This window comes from Haloarcula sp. CBA1127 (assembly GCF_001485575.1).
In the GTDB taxonomy this organism is placed as follows: Archaea; Halobacteriota; Halobacteria; order Halobacteriales; family Haloarculaceae; genus Haloarcula.
This window is the reverse complement of record NZ_BCNB01000006.1, coordinates 2602117-2618488: the sequence shown is the minus strand read 5'-3', so window position 1 is coordinate 2618488 and position 16372 is coordinate 2602117. Positions and strand designations below refer to the sequence as shown.

The following is a 16372-nucleotide window of genomic DNA, read 5'->3' as shown; positions in this document are numbered from 1 at the left end:
TTTAGATCCATTACATCGAACATGCACCACTATAGTCTGAACCCGATATTGCAGATAGGCCTCTGTGAGGGACTGGGTTTAGGTGAGCTGTGACCTACCGTATGATGTTCTGCTGAGACTCCGTCAAAACCAGTCTATTGAATACAGAGGTTGAATCTCTCGGAGCGTCGACCACGGACAACAGTTTCACCGGTACAGGCTGCGGTACTTGATAAGTTTGGCAGTAATCTCTCGACTCTCCAGTAGTGCGAACCCGGCGACGATGATCCCGAAGCCGACAAGCGTCAGGGGCTGGATGCGCTCGCCCAGTAGTACCCACCCAATCGCCAGGGCGACGATAGGGGTAAGATACGTCGTCAGGTTTGCTTTCAACGGACCCACCTCGCCCATCAGTGCGAGGTACATCACGAGCCCGAACACCCCGGTGAAAACGCTGAGATGGACTACCATCGCCACTGCCAGCGGTGTCGGTTGAATGCTCGCAATCGATTCGCCGACTGCAATTGCGAACACGACGTGGACGGTCCCCTCAAGCACCATCGCCCAGCCGATGAGCGTTGGGATTGGCATGGAAGTCCGGCTACGTCGGACAAGGACGGCTCCGAGTTCCGAGTCAAGAAGGCTCGCCGGATCCGGACGGATGACGACGGCGATTCCGACGAAACCCAAGAGAACACCGGCGTAGTCGCGGCCGCTAAGCCGCTCTTCCGGGAGCAGCGGCCACGCGAGCACTGCCGTGACGATGTGGGCAAGACTGAAGATGATCGCAGCGACGCCGGCGGTAATGAATTGCTGGGCGATGAACCCGATACCCGTCCCACCGACCAGAAACACGCCCCCGGCGAACACCGCTGTCACGTCCCGTCGAGAACGAGGATACCAGTACTCCATCGTCCGCCAGCGTAGACTAATAGGAGAGCGGCGCCAAGTAGCTCCGGGCTGCTGCGAACAGCAATGGCAGGATGAATGACAAGCCAGTCTTCACTGCCGGGAAGGCTGTCCCGAACAGGAGCGTGACGAGAAGGAACAGGCCGAGAGTCCGGTTGCGAGACAAGCTAAAAGCTTATTTCTTGCCGACACATAAAATATGATTGTCCGTTTCTTTCTGGTAAACGACTCCTATCGACCAACCAAGAGGTGCCACATACGCGCTGTGTATGCAGCATAGCCACGCGAACTTCTCAGATATAGTTTCCTCCTGCTAGACACCATTCCATGCTCGTCATCACCGACTGTCTTCCCGAGAATACGACGAGAATGTGGCTCAGCAGCGGATACTCTGTCTCAACAGTCGGCTACAGTCAGAGTTACGTGTATTATTTGCAAATAATTCTAATGGCATATTCGAAATGTACGCCCGGAACACTATCGGCCGAGAATCTACTAGTGGGCTCGGTGGAACTGAAAGGGAATGGTCTGGGACCCATGCATCGAAAAGACGTCATACTGGTGTGAATCCGATATTACCGGTAGGTCTCTGTGAGAGGACTGAGTTCAGGTGAACTATGACCTGTCACATGATGTTCTATCGAGATTCCGTTAGAACGGGGCTGCTGAATACAAAAGTTCAGCATGGTGGGTGTATTCTATAGACAAATACGACTCTGAATCAGCTATAAAGTACGAGTGCGTATCAATAACGAGGGGGGATCCGTGGTCACTGAACGAGAAGAGTAGGGGCTGGGGAAGAGGTCCGATTCGGGGACTAGCATTGAAGCAGTCTGTCACCCCCACAGACCGGCGATTCCACGGGCAAGCTAGTCGTCGTCGGCCTTGATGATGCTGTCCTCGTGAATATCCTTGAACTCCATTTCTCCGCACTGTGAGCACTCCTCATTTATTGGGACTCGCTTGCTGTCTTCCATCATGGCCTGTGTAAAACCTCCACAAGACAAACACATCACCATCTCCATTATGCGGCCTCAAGCGGTTCACTGAACTCCAGCAGCGGATGGTCTCGACTTCGAACGGTCTTCGTCTGTGGGTAGTAATCGAGAATACCTGCGTCTGCCATTTTCGGTAGTCCAGCGTGATGGAGATGGACAGTGACCTGCTCCAACGATTCGAAACCACTGCTGGTTCCTTCGGTGGCGACGTAGTCAGCAAGTTCGCTCAACGTAGCAACCGACTCGGACGATTCGCGGAAGTAGTTCAGGACGCCCCGATTGTGTTTGTGAGCGAGTGCCGACAGTATCTGGTCGACTGTCTCTGGTTCGAACTCAACCTCAAGAGTAGTGGTCTCCATCGTTGGATGTGACGAAGCAACAAACGGCCAAAGCCCTCTCTATTGTTCGAACAACTCATTTAAATAGAGGAAGATTACTCTATGTTCGTCGCCGACGTGAGGAGGGTTTCGGTAAGGACTTGCTTGTTCCCCCGACGAATTCGGTTCGACATGGCCTGTTGGGTGATGCTCAGTTCGTCAGCGAGTTCACTCAGGCTTACCTGACTTGGTGTGTCGAAGTAACCTTGATGAAGGGCCAGTATGAGGGCTTCCCGCTGTTCGTTGGAGAGGCCAAACTGCTTGACGCTCTCAGTCCGCTCGGTCAGCGTGTAGGTTCGGTTGATATGAATGCTGATATTCTGGTCTGTACAGTAGTTGTAGAACTGCGAGAGCCGATCATGGTCGTTAAATCGAATGTGGAACTCCCAGCTACCGTCACTGTTGAACGCCTCCAGAACTGTGCCTTCTGCCTCGGTGATACCTCGAATTATATCATTGTGGTCGCCTCGCCACGTAATGCGATAGAGAATCCCGTCATCGACCTTGTCGAGTGCAACGAGGTCATCGACGCTGTCCGCCGCGAGTACCTTCCGTTCAAAGGACTCGTACTCGTCTCCGTTGACCCACAGAAACGGCATCACGGCGTCGCCCGTCGGAACAATTCGCTCAAGCTCGATGTCCATGGCTGGTGGTCCCGATAGCACTTGCCCGAGCCTGAACTGGTCGTTGTCTACGGTGAACTCCAAGATGACGCTCATGAGAAACCAGAGGGGAGCCAGCTATCTATGTATGCTGCCTGTCGATCTCGACTGGGGAGGCATCCTGCCGGTAGATACAACCACTGTATCTACCGGTCTGAATGTTTCCGTCCGACCCTAACTCAATGCGAGACTCGCGCTGTGTATTCTGTACGGACATTCAAACCAGCCAGATATGCTACACCATCGTCAGACATCGTTCTAGGCTCGTCATCATCGACTGTTCCCCGAGAACGCGACGAGGATTGGGCTCAGTGGGGATAACCTGTCTCAACAGTAGGCTACAACCAAATCCACATATGTTATTTGAGGGGGATCTTCGTATTATACTTAAAATGTACGCCCGGAACACTAACGTCCGGCATCATCCTCGGCGGTGTGCCACGTCAGCCGGCAAACCCTCGTGCCGGGCGGGTCGTTGAATAACGACCAAATGCGCAAGCGGCGTCAGCCGCGAGCGCGGGTGATTACGGCGTAATCACCGAACGCCCAGACGGTGCAACCGTCTGGCGGGTCGTCGAATGACGACCAGATGCGGTGTGAACCGCGGTCATGTCGCGTGCCCGGGTTCTCCGGGTCGTCATTGTCCCGGTGACGGGTCTCAGTCGGGGATTAAAGGCACGCAGCCGTAGTTAGCCGGTCGCACACCTAAGGGTGACGTTCAGACGGCGTAGTCGTCTTCGCGCAGCTGGACGTACTTGCCGTTGCGGGAGGAGAACTTCCCCCATTTGTAAGCCAGAACCATCTTGATACCGTTGTAGCCGCCACGAAGCGCCGCATCGGCTTTGATTCCGCGGGCGTCCATCAGGTCGTTGGCGGTCCTAAAGGCCCGGTCCCAGTCGCCGGGTCGCCAGTCCCGAACCATGTCCGCGAAGGTAACGTTCCGGAGGATTTCGTCGCCGATGGCGTCGTGCCAGGCGTCGTTGTACCGTTCGAGGCGGTCGTTCGCGGCGAGGCGGCCGGCGATTTTCCCGGTGCGAACGGCGACGTGGTCGCCACCCTCGTGGAACGCCGAGGTGGTCCCCATTGCCCCACCGGCCACAGCGATGCCGGCACCCACCGGGGACTCTATCGGCCGGGTCGAGGAGATAGGGTACGTCTCCGTCCCCTTCGATTTCCCGCGGTCTTCGACGAGCGGGAAGTCGTCGAGATCGTACGCCTGAAACTCCCGTTCGAGCAGTCGCTCGATGTACTGCCGGCCCTGCGGGATGCTGTCGTCGCTCGCGTTGAGGAGGTCCCACTCGCTGCTGTCGTAGGCGTCGATATCCAGCCCGATGGGCATCGTCAGACCGATGCGGGCGACGGGGGCGTCGTTCGGGAAAATCCACGGGTACGCCGTGTGGCCGGGCATGATGCCCCACCAAAACTCGATGAACTCCGGTGTGAACAGCTCCTCTGGCATCCGGCGGTGTTCCTGATAGGCGATGTGGTTGACCTCGTTCGAGGGCATGATATCGGCCATCGTCTGTCCGGCCGGAAGGAACTGGTCGAGCGTGCCGCCGGTGATAGTCCGCTGTGGGCCGTCGGCGAGGATCACGTACTCGGCGGCGATATCCTCGCCGTTGGCCAGCCGAACGGTGTGTCGCGGCGAACTCCGAAGGTCTGTCTCGACGCCGGTGACGCTGACGCCGATGCGGTAGTCCGCGCCCGCGTCCGTCGCCCGCTCACGAAGCCAGTCGTCGAACCGCGCCCGGTGGAAGGTGATGCCGAAGCCGTCAGCGCTGGAACTGATACCGGTCTCGGTAAGCGTCATCTCCGTCGAGGGGCCGTAGAACTTCGCCCCGTCGAGTTCGCTCAGCACCACGTCTTCGGGGAACTCTGACCGCGGAATACCCATGATGTCGAACCAGTAATCGAGCAGCCCGGCGGCGTCCGTCGAGTCCGGCCCCGTCCCCTCGCGGTCGGCTCTGGGGACCCCCTTTTCGAGGAGGACGGCGTCGGCCCCGTGGTCGGCTGCAGCCTCGGCCGCCGACGACCCGGCCGGGCCACCACCCACAATGGCGACGTCTACGTGTTCCATACCCGCTACGGTGTCCCGCGCCCGCTAAAACCTATTGTCTTGCATCGAAACTGGGGTCTGACGCGCTCACCTGACTGAACTGGAACGCACTGTGCGCTACGGTTCGGACACTGTGTCGGCGAGTGATACGTCGTGTTGTTCCAGCCGTTCGACGGCCCGCTGGTACGCGTCGCTCTCCGCGAGCGCTGTGGCCCGTACAGCGTCGGCAACTGTTGCCCGGCGGTCGGCAAGTCCCAGGAGCTCCCGGCGTTGCGTCTCGTACTCGCATCGAGCACGAACTGTCGAGAGCACCGACAACAGGGTATCCCGGTCAGCGGGCTTTCTGAGATACGAATCGACGGGAATATCCAGAATATCCACGTCCGGCTTGACGCTACTGATCATAACGACAGCGGGGGTAACTGACCGCTGTCGGAGCCTTTCGGCGACCGTTTCGCCGCTCAGTTCCGGCATCTGCCGGTCCAGCAGTACTGCATCTATTGAGCCGTCGATTTGCTGTAACCCCGTACGACCGTCACCAGCCTCTATAACCTCGTATTCCTCCGGAAGCCAGAGCTTGTAGAGCTGTCTAAAGTCTTCGTCGTCATCGATTACCGCAACGCTCGTCGATTTCCCCATTCCTTGAAACTCGTACGCTGGCCATCCTACAAATATGCTAAGATATCGGCATACTATTACTACAAATTTTACTAATTCAGGCTGGTATTTCTACCGTTCTCTAACTATAGAAATAGTAACACTATCTCTGGCGGACCATCAACAGACTGCCGGCACCGTTTTGAGGCCCCCGCGTGGAGCAGACGGTATGGCTCCGCACGCCACAGGAGAGGTTCAATGGCCAACATCGTCGTGACGCGTTACGGTGTTCACGGAATGCCAGTCGACCAGTACGTGACAGCGCTCCGGGAACGACTGCCGGAGTGGGATGTCGCCGTCGCAGAGACGCCCGAAGCCGAGCGGGACTTGATTGCGGATGCGACAGTCCTGACTGGGAATGATGTCTCGCCAGAACTGGTCGACACTGCCGACTCGCTGCAGCTGTTTGCAGGGACATACGCTGGATACGACCACCTCCCACTCTCGGACCTGGCGGACCGTGACATCGCGCTCACGACGGCCTCCGGTGTCCACGGCCCGAACGTCGCCGAGAACGTCGTCGGGTCATGGCTCGCCTTCGCCCGGGGCTTCTTCACTGCCCGTCGCCACCAGCGCGACCACGTCTGGCAGTCGTTCCACACCGACGACTTCGCCGGCAGCCGTGTCTGCATCGTCGGCCTCGGCGAGATCGGCGAGGCCATCGCCGACCGCGTGCAGGGATTCGACGTGGAGACCGTTGGCGTCCGCTACTCGCCGGAGAAGGGTGGCCCGACCGACGAGGTGTACGGCTTCGACGAGATCCACGAGGCGGTCACCGATACGGAGTACGTCGGGCTTGCCTGCCCGCTCACCGACGCGACGCGCCATCTTATCGACGCGGAGGTGTTCCGGACGATGCATCCCGACGCCGTGCTCACCAACGTGGCCCGCGGCCCAGTTGTCGATACCGACGCGCTGGTCAGTGCGCTCCAGCGCAACCACATCGGCGGCGCGGCCCTGGACGTGACCGACCCCGAACCGCTGCCCAGCGGCCATCCGCTGTGGGACTTCGAGAACGTCCTCATCACGCCACACAACGCCGGCCACACGCCGAGCTACTACGAACGGCTTGCTGATATCGTCGCTGAGAACGTTCGGCAGGCCGAGCGAACCGGCGAGTGGGACGGGCTCAGGAACCAGATCGAGCTGTGAGTGCTACGTTGAACCGAGACTCGACAGTCCTTACAGATAGCCGCGTTTGTTCAGCAGTTCGCCGTTCAGCACGCTCGCACCGGCGGCACCGCGCATCGTGTTGTGCGCCAGACAGTTGAACTGGACGCCGTCGTTCGTTTCGCGGAACCCGCCGACCGCGACGCCCATGCCGTCCTCGACGTTGCGGTCGAGGCGGGGCTGTGGGCGGTCCGGTTCCTCGAACACCGTGACGAGTTTCTCCGGCGAGGACGGCAGGTCGATACCGGTCACGGACTCCATCGCGGCCTCAGCGTCGGCCGTGGAGATGTCCTCGGCCGTGTCGGCCCAGACGTTTTCGAGGTGGCCGTCGAGCGTCGGAATGCGGTTACAGGAGGCGGCCACGTCCATCTCGTTGAGCTGGACTTCCGCGCCGTCGAACGAGCCCAGTAGCTTGCGTGATTCGCTCTCCATCTTCTGCTCTTCGCCGCCAATGTGTGGGATTGCGTTGTCGATGATCTCCATCGACGTAACGCCGGAGTAGCCCGCGCCGGAGACGGCCTGCAGGGTCGAGACGCGCACGTCGGTCAGGTCGAACTCGCGGTCGAGGCCAGCAAGCGGCGGGACCATCGTAATCGTCGAGCAGTTCGGGTTCTTTAGGAGCGCGCCATCCCAGCCGCGCTCGTCGCGCTGGACTTCAAGAAGGTCGACGTGATCGGCGTTGACCTCGGGGATGATGAGGGGCACGTCCTCGTCCATCCGGGCATTCGAGGAGTTCGAGGAGACAGTGTAGCCGGCCTCGCAGAACTCAGGTTCGACCTCCGCGCCGACGCTCGACGGGAGCGAGGAGAAGATGAGATCGACGTCGTCGGGCACCGAATCCGGGTCGGTGGCGCGGACCTCTGACCCGGCTACGTCCTCGGGAATCGGGGAGTCGACGCGCCACTTGGCGGCGTCCTTGTATGTCTCGCCAACGCTTGCGTCGCTGGCGGTCAGTGCTGCGATCTCGAACTCGGGGTGGGGGTCAAGCAGTTGGATAAGTCGCTGCCCGACTGCGCCAGTCGCACCGAGCACACCTACGCGTACAGTCATCGCTTGACACACGGCTACGGGTGGTCAAAACAGTTTGGATACGAAGCCATACCGCCGCCCTCGCAGGGTTACTCGTCTGCAGTGTCTTCGAACACCCATTCGATGACGCGGGCCTCGACGAGGTCCCGCTCTTCGACATAGGGGTCGTCGCGATTCGCCAGCGCCTCCTCGGCCTCGGCGCGCATCTCTGCCTCGATTTCCGTGTGGTCTGGCTCGTCCCGGATGTCGTTCAGCAGCGCCTCGAAGTCCTCTCGGAGATCGAAGGAGGCGCGGGCGGCGTTACACCGGGACAGCGGGCTCATTCCAGTCTCCAACACGAGGTCCCGCACCGTCTCCCAGTCGGAGCCACAGAAGTAGATGGACACCTCGCCGACGATGTCCTGCCAGGCGATAGGGTCGGCGTGCTTGAGCAACGGGACCGCCCGTGGCGGCAGGTCCAGACGGGTCTTCGTGTCGGGATTCCCGCACAGACAGCAGGCTTTCTCCGTTTTCCCCGTGTACATGTGAGACAGTTGGGTCGGACGTATTTGGACCCATCGCAGCCGGACGGTAGCTACCTACACCGGAATGAACTCGGGGTCCACGTCGTTCAGGCGGTCGGTGTTCGAGACGAACTGATAGAAGTCGCTGTAGAGGTCCGTACACTTCCCGTCCGCGTCGTAGCGGAGCGTGTGCCAGTCAGCGATGACGGCGCAGTACCGCTTCGCTCGGGTGAGTGCGACATTCAACCGACGAGGGCCGTCGACCGGTCGCCCGAGGAACCCGACGTTCCCCTCGGCGTTGCTCCGGACGAGCGACAGGACGATAGCCGTCCGTTCGCCGCCCTGAAACGAGTCGATGGTGTCGACGGTGACGCCGTCAGCGGCGTCAGTACGCTCGGCGAGTATCTCCCGTATCTTCGACACCTGCGCGCTGTACGGTGTGATGACGCCGATTTCCTCGGCGGGCACGTCCGACAGCAGGTCCTCAACGAGATGCGCGACCAGTCGGGCTTCGGTGGGATTGGACTTGGAGTGCCCGACGGTTTCGACCCGGCCGCCGACGTTGTACCCCTCTATCGCTGGTCGGTCTGGAAGCGGGTCGACGGCCCGCCCGTTCCGCAGCGTCCGGTCGTAGAACCGCCGATTCGGGAAGTACGCGATGTCCCGGTGCATGCGGTACTGGGTCTGTAGCTGGAGGCCAACACCATCGTAGACGCCGCCGTTGGCGTAGAGATGCTCGAACAGCGAGTGGCCGTAGCTCGACTTCGGCGGTTCGTCGCTGGCGCTGTAGGGCGGGAGCTGCCGGTGGTCGCCTGCGAGCACGGCGCGGTCGGCCCGGACTAGCGGGATACACGACGCCGCACAGGTGGACTGGGTCGCTTCGTCGAGCACCACCAGGTCGAACTCACGGGCGAGCGTGGCGGCGCTGTTGTTCGTTACTGCCACTACGTCGGCCCGCCCGGGCACGTCGCTGTAGGCGCGCCGCACAACGTCGTTTGCCGACTGGCTCGCGTTCACGCGGTCGAGCGTGTAATCGCGGTCGCCGTGCTGGCCGTAGGCGTGCAGTGACTGCGGGTCCGCCGCGTCGCCCGTCGACGACCCCGCCACGAGGTTGTCGACGGCCTGATTCGAGTCCGCACACACCAGCACGTCCTCACCGGCCTGTGCGGCCCGGCGGACGATTTCGACCAGCGTCCGCGTCTTCCCGGTCCCCGGCGGTCCGTGAATACAGAACAGGTCGTCGGCCAGCAGCGCGTGCTCGACAGCCAGTTGCTGCTCCTGATTCAGTTCCGCGTCAAACTGGTCGCTCCGGGCGGCCGCCCCATTCGAGAAGGTTATCGGCCGGTCGCCGGCGAGCACGTCCCGGAAGCGGTGGTCAGCCAGCGGCTCGACCGCCTCCCGTTCGCGGTCGAACGGAACGGGATTGAGCAATGCTGTGAGCCCGTAGGTGGCGTCACCGTCGGTGAGTGCGCTTTCGAGCGTCGTCGCACCATCGATATCGGCCCAGTTCACCGCGAGCCAGACCGACCGTCCGCGGATGCGCTCGACTGTCGCCGGGACCGGAAGCGGGCCGTCTCCTCGGGTCCCGTCCACGTCGTGAACCAGCACCTCGTTTCCCTCGTGGATACCGAACACGGATTCCACGACGAATGCCCAGTCACCGTCCTGCCTTGCGGCGACGTCAGCGGGCGGGTCGACGCGGAACCGATACATTCCGTCGTCTCGGCCCCGCGCGTGGAGTTCGGGGACTGCGTCGCCACCGGCCTCGTACACCTCGTCAGGTGTGCGCCCCTCGGCGCGCTCTCGGTTCTGCTGGCGAGTCGCCTCGCGTTCGCGTTCGACGTGAGAACGCAAGCCGTCGAGCAGTTCCGCCGACGGGATCGGATTTCGGGGCGGTTCGCTGTCGTCTATCGGTGAGTCGTAGGAGGGCGGGTACGTTTCCGGGACGTAGTCGGAGTGCCAGAAGCGGATCCGGTCGGCCAGTCCTGTGGCTCTGAAGGCGTCCGCATCGACGAAGTCCCGCTCGCCGTCGCGCTTGAAGACGAAGATCTGTCCGTGCAGGGAGTGGTCGGTGAAGGCGACGAACTCGTCGGTGACCCGCGCCGAGTCCGGTTCGTGCAACGGGATACAGACCCAGTCCTCCTTGGGATGGGCAAGTTCGTCGTGATGGCCCGCGAACTCGGCGACCGGCCGCGCGGGGACGACATCGCCGTGGTCGTCGAGGGCGTCGTCGTCGGGGACACACAGCGACGCGTCGTCAAGGTCGAAGGACCCGATGACGTGGTCGAACAGGAGGGACATCTACCCCCGACTGTGCCCTGCTGTCATAAAACAGTACGGCCCACCTCGACAGCCCGTCACACCGGACAGGAACGTTTTAATCGCCGGACCGGCCACACTGCGGTATGGATACCGCCGAGCGACTCGATCTGGTGACGCGACACACCACAGAGGTCGTCACCGAGGATGAACTGCGGACGCTGTTCGAGGAGAGCGACCCGTCGGCGTACATCGGCTACGCGCCGACCGGCGAGATGCACATCGGGCACTTCACGACGATGCGAAAGCTCGCGGACTTCCTGCGGGCCGGCGTCGACGTGACGGTCCTCATCGCGGACCTGCACGCCCACCTCGACGACAACAAGTCGCCCTTCGACCTGCTGGATGCCCGCTCGACCTACTACGAGACGGCCATCGAGGGCATGATTGAAGCGGCCGGCGCGGACCCCGAGGACGTGACCTTCGTCCGCGGGACCGACTTCCAGCTCGACGAGGAGTACACGCTGGAGATGTACCGGATGGCCGCCGAGACGACCATCTCGCGCACACAGCGCGCGGCCAGTGAGGTCGTCCGTGAATCTGAGAGCCCGAACCTTGGCGGACTCATCTACCCGCTGATGCAGACGCTTGACGTGAAGGCACTGGACGCTGACATCGCCTACGGCGGTGTCGACCAGCGCGGCATCTATATGCTCTCGCGTGAGATTCTGCCGGACCACGGCGGCGAATCGCCGATCTGTCTGTTCGCGCCGCTGCTGTCGGGCCTCTCCGGTGGCAAGATGAGCGCCTCGGACGAAGCGTCGAAGGTCAACCTCACCGACAGCCCCGACGAGGTCGACGAGAAGATCAACCAGGCCTACTGCCCGGCCGGCGAGGTCGAGGAGAACGGCGTGCTGGAATACCTCCAGCACCTCGTCTTTCCGGTGCTGGACGTTCGCGGCGACTCCTTCGTCGTCGAGCGCCCGGAGGAGTACGGCGGCGACCTGACCTACGAGAGCTACGACGAGGTCGAATCGGACTTCGTCAGCGGCGAACTCCACCCCGCCGACCTGAAGCCCTCGGCCGCCAGCGCCATCTCGGACGTTATCGACCCGGTTCGGGAGCGACTGGCCGACGAAGACGAGCTGCTCGCCGAGGCCTACCCCGAAAAGTACGGCGCGGAGTGACGCGGTCGACCGATGCCACCCTCCGATTCGAGCGGCGACAGTGACGACCCGGCGCGTTCGCGGGCCGCCGTCCGCCGGACCTACGAGGACATCGGTGACCACTTCTCGAAGACCCGCGAGTACGCCTGGCCGGAGGTCGAATCGTTCGTCGACGAGTTTGGCAGTGCTGGAACCGCACTCGATGTCGGCTGTGGCAACGGCCGCCACGCGGAACTGCTCGCGGGGGTCGCTGACCGCGTCGTCGGCCTCGACGCCAGCCATGCGCTCCTGCGAGCGGCGACCGACCGCGTCGGCGACAGCGTCGCGCTGCTGCAGGGCGATGCAACGCGGCTCCCGCTCACAGCCGGGTCCGTCGACCTCGCGGTGTACGTCGCGACGTTGCACCACCTCCCGTCGCAGGCCGCCCGCCGCGCCAGTCTGGACGAACTGGCCCGCGTCCTCGCGCCGGACGCTCGGGCGCTCGTCAGCGCGTGGAGCACGGCGCACGACAGCTTCGACGCCGACCCCGAGGCAGACGAGGGGTTCGACACGACCGTCGACTGGACGCTCCCTGGCGGCGAGACGGTCCCGCGGTTCTATCACATCTACGCGCCGACCGAGTTCGAGCGTGATGTGGCCGACAGCGACCTCCGACTCGTCTCGATGGAGCTGTCAAGCGGCAACTGTTACGGGGTTGTCGAGCCAGAAGGGAAACGCACTTAATTGCCTTCCATCTATGAGGGTATACGTTCGCACTCGGGCGGAACAGTCCCACTCGGGACTGCATCTCTGCGCGAGTGAGCGGCGGTGGTGAGCAAATCCGATGGATTTGCGAACGACGCCGCGCGCGAACGAAGTGAGCGTGCGGCGGTGGCGAGCGATTCCAACGGAATCGCGAGGCACGCCGCGAAGACGCGAAGCGATGAGCGGCGGTGGTCTAGTGGTAGGACCTGAGCCTTCCAAGCTCATGGCCCGGGTTCAAATCCCGGTCGCCGCACTTTCCTGCGAGTACATCCGCGAGCAGCAAATGCTTCATCGGGAGATTTGAACGACGGAAATCCGAGCGACAGCGAGGATTTGCAGCCGAGTTCAAACCCCAGTCGCCGTACTGTGCCACAGACACTGACGACCAGCCGAAGCGTTTGAAACTCGCCGCGTTCGTCCTCTGTCCGACTCCGTAGCTGTCGGCACTTTCACTCCGGTTCGACGGCGGCCTGCTCGAACTCCTCCCAGTCGTCGCCCATCCACTCCTGCAGGCGGTCGGTGACCCCGGCGAAGTCCTCGCCGTCCTCGAAGGACTCGACGACGACCCAACCGTCGCCGTTGCGGTCGTAGCCGAGACTGTAGCCACGGTCGCCGTTGATGATGACGACGAACGCGGCCACTACATCGAGGTCAGGGAAGAACCCGACTGGCGCGAATCCATAGTCCTTGTGCTGGGCTTCGAGGGTCGAGATTTCGCTCGTCGAGAGCGGTCTGTCCGGCAGCGAGTCCGTCAGTTCGGTCATTACGTCGCCGTCGTGGAGAGAGGATTGAAAGCGTTTCGAGCGGGATGCGGTCATGGAACTCCAAAGTGTGAGACAAACATAACGTCGGCCAACATTGAAGTACTATCATGACTTTTGTTAACATGGAGCTTCCTACGCTCCCGGCGGGAACGACCGTCGTACCATCCGGGATTGGCATCGGCGGACGATCATCGCCGGTGGAGGCTGGCCACTCCACCGGTCACGTATCGCTTTGAAACCAACGGCAGACGGAGCAGCTGACACCTCACCCCCACCCCCACCACTTTCCCTGCTCCCGTTTTTCGAGGTGTCTCCGATACAGCAGTCCGTACGTTGTCCTGATAGGGCCGGCGAGGGCCGGTGGGGTTTTCTGCCAGTACGCGTAGCGTCGGGTATGGACGCTGCGCGGCTCCCCGGGACCAGCGGCCCCGAGCAGATAGTCGCGCACGTCGACATGGACTGTTTCTACGCCGCCTGCGAACAGCGTCGGGAGCCGGCACTCAGAGATGAGCCGCTCGTCGTGGGGATGGGCTACGAGAATGGCGCGACCCACGGGGCCGTGGCGACAGCGAGCTACGAGGCCCGAGAGTACGGTGTCGAATCAGCGATGGCTATCTCCGAGGCACTGGAACGCCTTCCACGCAAGGTCAAGGCCGTCGAGGACCCGGACCTCGATGTCGAAGACGCCGGCCTCTACCGCCCAGTCGACATGGATTTCTACGAGTCCGTCGCTGCGGATGTCCGGGACATCCTCCACACGGAAGCGGACGTCGTCCGCGAGGTGAGCATCGACGAGGCGTATCTGGATGTAACTGAGCGGGTCTCGTGGGAGACTGTCGAGTCGTGGGCAAGAGATCTGAAAGACACAATCGAATCAGCGGTCGGCGTGGTCGCGAGCGTCGGTGTCGCGCCGACGATGAGCGCCGCGAAGGTGGCTAGCGACCGCGACAAGCCGGACGGGCTGGTCATCGTTGAACCGGGGGCCGTCCGGGACTTCTTCGCCGATCTGCCCGTCGAGGACGTCCACGGCGTCGGTCCGGTCACCGCCAGAGAACTCGCCGCACTCGATATCGAAACGGCGGGGGACCTCGCGGCCGCTGACCCGGAACTGTTGGCCGAACGCTTCGGCGAGCGCGGTCGTGAAATACGCCGTTACGCCCGCGGCGAGGACGAGCGCTCGGTGACGCCGAAAGGCGACCCCAAGAGCCTCTCGCGGGAGTCCGCGTTCACTGACGAGACGACCGATATAGAAGCCAAGTGTCGACAGGTCCGCACCCTCGCCGATGCCGTCGCTGACCGCGCCGAACGAAAAGGCGCGCGCTACCAGACCATCGGCATCAAGGTCGTGACGCCGCCGTTCGATGTGAATACGCGGGCCCGGTCGCTCCCCGGTCCAGTTGAAGAACCCGAACTGGTCAGACGCATCGCGCTGGACCTGCTCGGCGAGTTCGTTGACGACCCGGTTCGGAAGGTCGGCGTCCGTGTTTCGAACCTGGACTTCTCTGCCGGCGAACAGGCCAATCTGGACGGGTTCGGCGGCGACAATGGTTCTGAGGAGGCGTCCGGTAGTTCCCGCACCAACAGTACCCCAGCGGCGGCCGACGAGTTAGACGACGACGGGCAGGTCGGACTCGGGACGTTCGTTGCGAACGACAGGGATACTGAGGCTGCCGAAGACACGGCGGGCGAGGGAACAGACGCCAGCGAGACGCATATCTCACTCCCGCCCGGTCAGACCACGCTCGCAGATTTCTAGGCGTTCTCAGGCGACACCGTGTTCCAGATTCTCCAGTAGTTTCCCGACGAACAGTCCGGCTCGCGGGGAGATAGTGTCGTCAGCCGGCACGTCCGTCGGGTGTGCGGCCAGCGTGTCGACGAACCGCTGGCTGTGGGTCATTGCGTGCAACATATCGACCACGTCGACCACCAGCCCCTCGTCGCTGGTGTTCATCCCAGCGTAGCGTTCTTTCTCCGCCTCGGTGTAGGTGATCGTCCAGGCCGGCCCGCCGGCGGCCGCGACGATGTCCTCCAACGGGGCCACTTCGAGCGGGCCGTCGTCGCTCCCGACGTACACCGTTCCGTCCTCGACGAACGTCTCGTATCTGTCCATGGCCAGCCCCAGCCGAACAAGGATGTCAACGTGTCCCACCGCAATAGCCGTTACCCCGTCTCAGACTGGCTGGCAACACTCGCCGTCTGTTTCGTGTTCGTATCTCACTGCACCTGAGAGTCCGCTGGCCAGCACAACCGGTATACAACTGTCGTCTGTCACGGAATATATGACTGAGTTCGGCCCCCGCGACCGCGAAGCAGTGTACAAATCCATCTATTCGCGACGGGACATCAGACAGTTTGCTGGCGACCCAGTTCCCGAAGAGGTGTTGGGACGAATCTTAGATGCCGCCCACAACGCGCCCAGCGTCGGGTTCTCGCAACCGTGGGATTTCGTCGTGATCGAGGACGAGCAGACGAAATCAGCGGTCGCAGCGATTGCCGAACGGGCGATAGCCGCCGCACGCGAAGGCTACGAGGAGCCGCGCAAATCAGATTTCGGCCAATTGAAACTGGAGGGGATAACCGATGCGCCGGTGAATATCTGTGTTACCTGTGACCCCACTCGTGATGCGCCACACGTTCTCGGCCGGAACACGATGCAGCGAATGGACGTTTATTCGACGTGCCTTGCCGTCCAAAACCTCTGGCTCGCCGCCCGTGCCGAGGGTATCGGTGTCGGCTGGGTCTCGTTTCTGTATCCCCACGAACTCCGTAATGTGTTAAATATCCCACACCACGTCCAACCCGTAGCCTACCTCTGTGTCGGCTATCCCGAAGACGGCTTCCCTTCCGAACCGGTACTACAACAGGAAGGCTGGCGCAGTCGTATCGACAGAGCGGAACTGGTCCACCACGATGAGTGGGACCCCAGTCGGACACCCGAAACGCAGTCATAACGGATTCAGTGAGAGAACCCTCGCCGAAAGGACACGAACTCGCGAAGCCGACCGAGCAAAGCCCCCGCGTCGTTCCGAGCGGTTCTCCCCTGTCCCAGACTTGTACCACAGTTGACGGTCGTCTGACGGAGAGTTATGGGGCCTGCGC

Annotated in this window: 15 protein-coding genes and 1 tRNA gene; 6 read left to right on the top strand and 10 right to left on the bottom strand. The window is 62.0% G+C overall.

Annotation, left to right across the window (positions count from 1 at the left end):
• Positions 1-186: 186 nt before the first annotated feature.
• The 5 genes from AV059_RS17655 to AV059_RS17635 all read right to left on the bottom strand — a co-directional run bounded on the left by AV059_RS17655 (position 187) and on the right by AV059_RS17635 (position 5620).
• On the bottom strand, positions 187-891 hold the full coding sequence (locus tag AV059_RS17655) for a DMT family transporter (protein ID WP_058996586.1): 705 nt from the start codon (positions 889-891) through the stop codon (positions 187-189).
• Positions 892-1912: 1021 nt separating this feature from the next.
• Positions 1913-2245: a hypothetical protein gene (locus tag AV059_RS17650; protein ID WP_058996585.1), complete on the bottom strand. Its 333-nt coding sequence runs from the start codon at positions 2243-2245 to the stop codon at positions 1913-1915.
• Positions 2246-2319: 74 nt separating this feature from the next.
• Positions 2320-2982, bottom strand: a complete 663-nt coding sequence (locus AV059_RS17645; RefSeq protein WP_058996583.1) for a bacterio-opsin activator domain-containing protein — start codon at positions 2980-2982, stop codon at positions 2320-2322.
• A gap of 661 nt (positions 2983-3643) precedes the next feature.
• On the bottom strand, positions 3644-5002 hold the full coding sequence (locus tag AV059_RS17640) for an NAD(P)/FAD-dependent oxidoreductase (protein WP_058996581.1): 1359 nt from the start codon (positions 5000-5002) through the stop codon (positions 3644-3646).
• Positions 5003-5098: 96 nt separating this feature from the next.
• Entirely contained in the window at positions 5099-5620 is a 522-nt protein-coding gene (locus tag AV059_RS17635) for a response regulator (protein ID WP_058996579.1), read from the bottom strand.
• Positions 5621-5836: 216 nt separating this feature from the next.
• On the opposite strand from AV059_RS17635, the gene AV059_RS17630 reads away from it, so the two are divergent.
• The gene (locus tag AV059_RS17630; protein WP_058996577.1) at positions 5837-6790 is read left to right on the top strand and encodes a D-2-hydroxyacid dehydrogenase; all 954 of its coding nucleotides are present in this window, start codon (positions 5837-5839) and stop codon (positions 6788-6790) included.
• Between the two features lie 30 nt (positions 6791-6820).
• Here the strand turns inward: AV059_RS17630 and asd are convergent, their stop codons facing one another.
• The 3 genes from asd to AV059_RS17615 form a co-directional block, all read right to left on the bottom strand.
• Positions 6821-7858, bottom strand: coding sequence for an aspartate-semialdehyde dehydrogenase (gene asd, locus AV059_RS17625; protein WP_058996574.1), 1038 nt, complete (start codon positions 7856-7858; stop codon positions 6821-6823).
• A 68-nt stretch (positions 7859-7926) separates the two neighbouring features.
• On the bottom strand, positions 7927-8361 hold the full coding sequence (locus AV059_RS17620) for a hypothetical protein (RefSeq protein WP_058996572.1): 435 nt from the start codon (positions 8359-8361) through the stop codon (positions 7927-7929).
• A gap of 54 nt (positions 8362-8415) precedes the next feature.
• Complete coding sequence (locus tag AV059_RS17615) at positions 8416-10641, bottom strand: AAA domain-containing protein (RefSeq protein ID WP_058996570.1); 2226 nt, start codon at positions 10639-10641, stop codon at positions 8416-8418.
• 104 nt (positions 10642-10745) lie between these two features.
• On the opposite strand from AV059_RS17615, the gene AV059_RS17610 reads away from it, so the two are divergent.
• The 3 genes from AV059_RS17610 to AV059_RS17600 all read left to right on the top strand — a co-directional run bounded on the left by AV059_RS17610 (position 10746) and on the right by AV059_RS17600 (position 12762).
• Positions 10746-11786 (top strand): tyrosine--tRNA ligase, encoded by a 1041-nt coding sequence (locus AV059_RS17610; protein ID WP_058996567.1) that lies wholly within the window; start codon positions 10746-10748, stop codon positions 11784-11786.
• A gap of 12 nt (positions 11787-11798) precedes the next feature.
• A complete protein-coding gene (locus AV059_RS17605; RefSeq protein ID WP_058996565.1) occupies positions 11799-12488 on the top strand; it encodes a class I SAM-dependent methyltransferase in 690 nt (229 codons plus the stop codon).
• A gap of 203 nt (positions 12489-12691) precedes the next feature.
• Positions 12692-12762 (top strand) — tRNA-Gly (locus AV059_RS17600).
• 196 nt (positions 12763-12958) lie between these two features.
• Here the strand turns inward: AV059_RS17600 and AV059_RS17595 are convergent.
• Entirely contained in the window at positions 12959-13273 is a 315-nt protein-coding gene (locus AV059_RS17595) for a hypothetical protein (protein ID WP_058997670.1), read from the bottom strand.
• Positions 13274-13667: 394 nt separating this feature from the next.
• On the opposite strand from AV059_RS17595, the gene dinB reads away from it, so the two are divergent.
• The gene (gene dinB, locus AV059_RS17590) at positions 13668-15029 is read left to right on the top strand and encodes a DNA polymerase IV (protein WP_058996563.1); all 1362 of its coding nucleotides are present in this window, start codon (positions 13668-13670) and stop codon (positions 15027-15029) included.
• Between the two features lie 6 nt (positions 15030-15035).
• Here the strand turns inward: dinB and AV059_RS17585 are convergent, their stop codons facing one another.
• Positions 15036-15383 carry a hypothetical protein gene (locus AV059_RS17585; protein ID WP_058996560.1) on the bottom strand — a complete coding sequence of 116 codons (348 nt, stop codon included), beginning with the start codon at positions 15381-15383 and terminating at the stop codon, positions 15036-15038.
• Positions 15384-15552: 169 nt separating this feature from the next.
• On the opposite strand from AV059_RS17585, the gene bluB reads away from it, so the two are divergent.
• Entirely contained in the window at positions 15553-16224 is a 672-nt protein-coding gene (bluB, locus tag AV059_RS17580; RefSeq protein WP_058996558.1) for a 5,6-dimethylbenzimidazole synthase, read from the top strand.
• Positions 16225-16372: the final 148 nt, after the last annotated feature.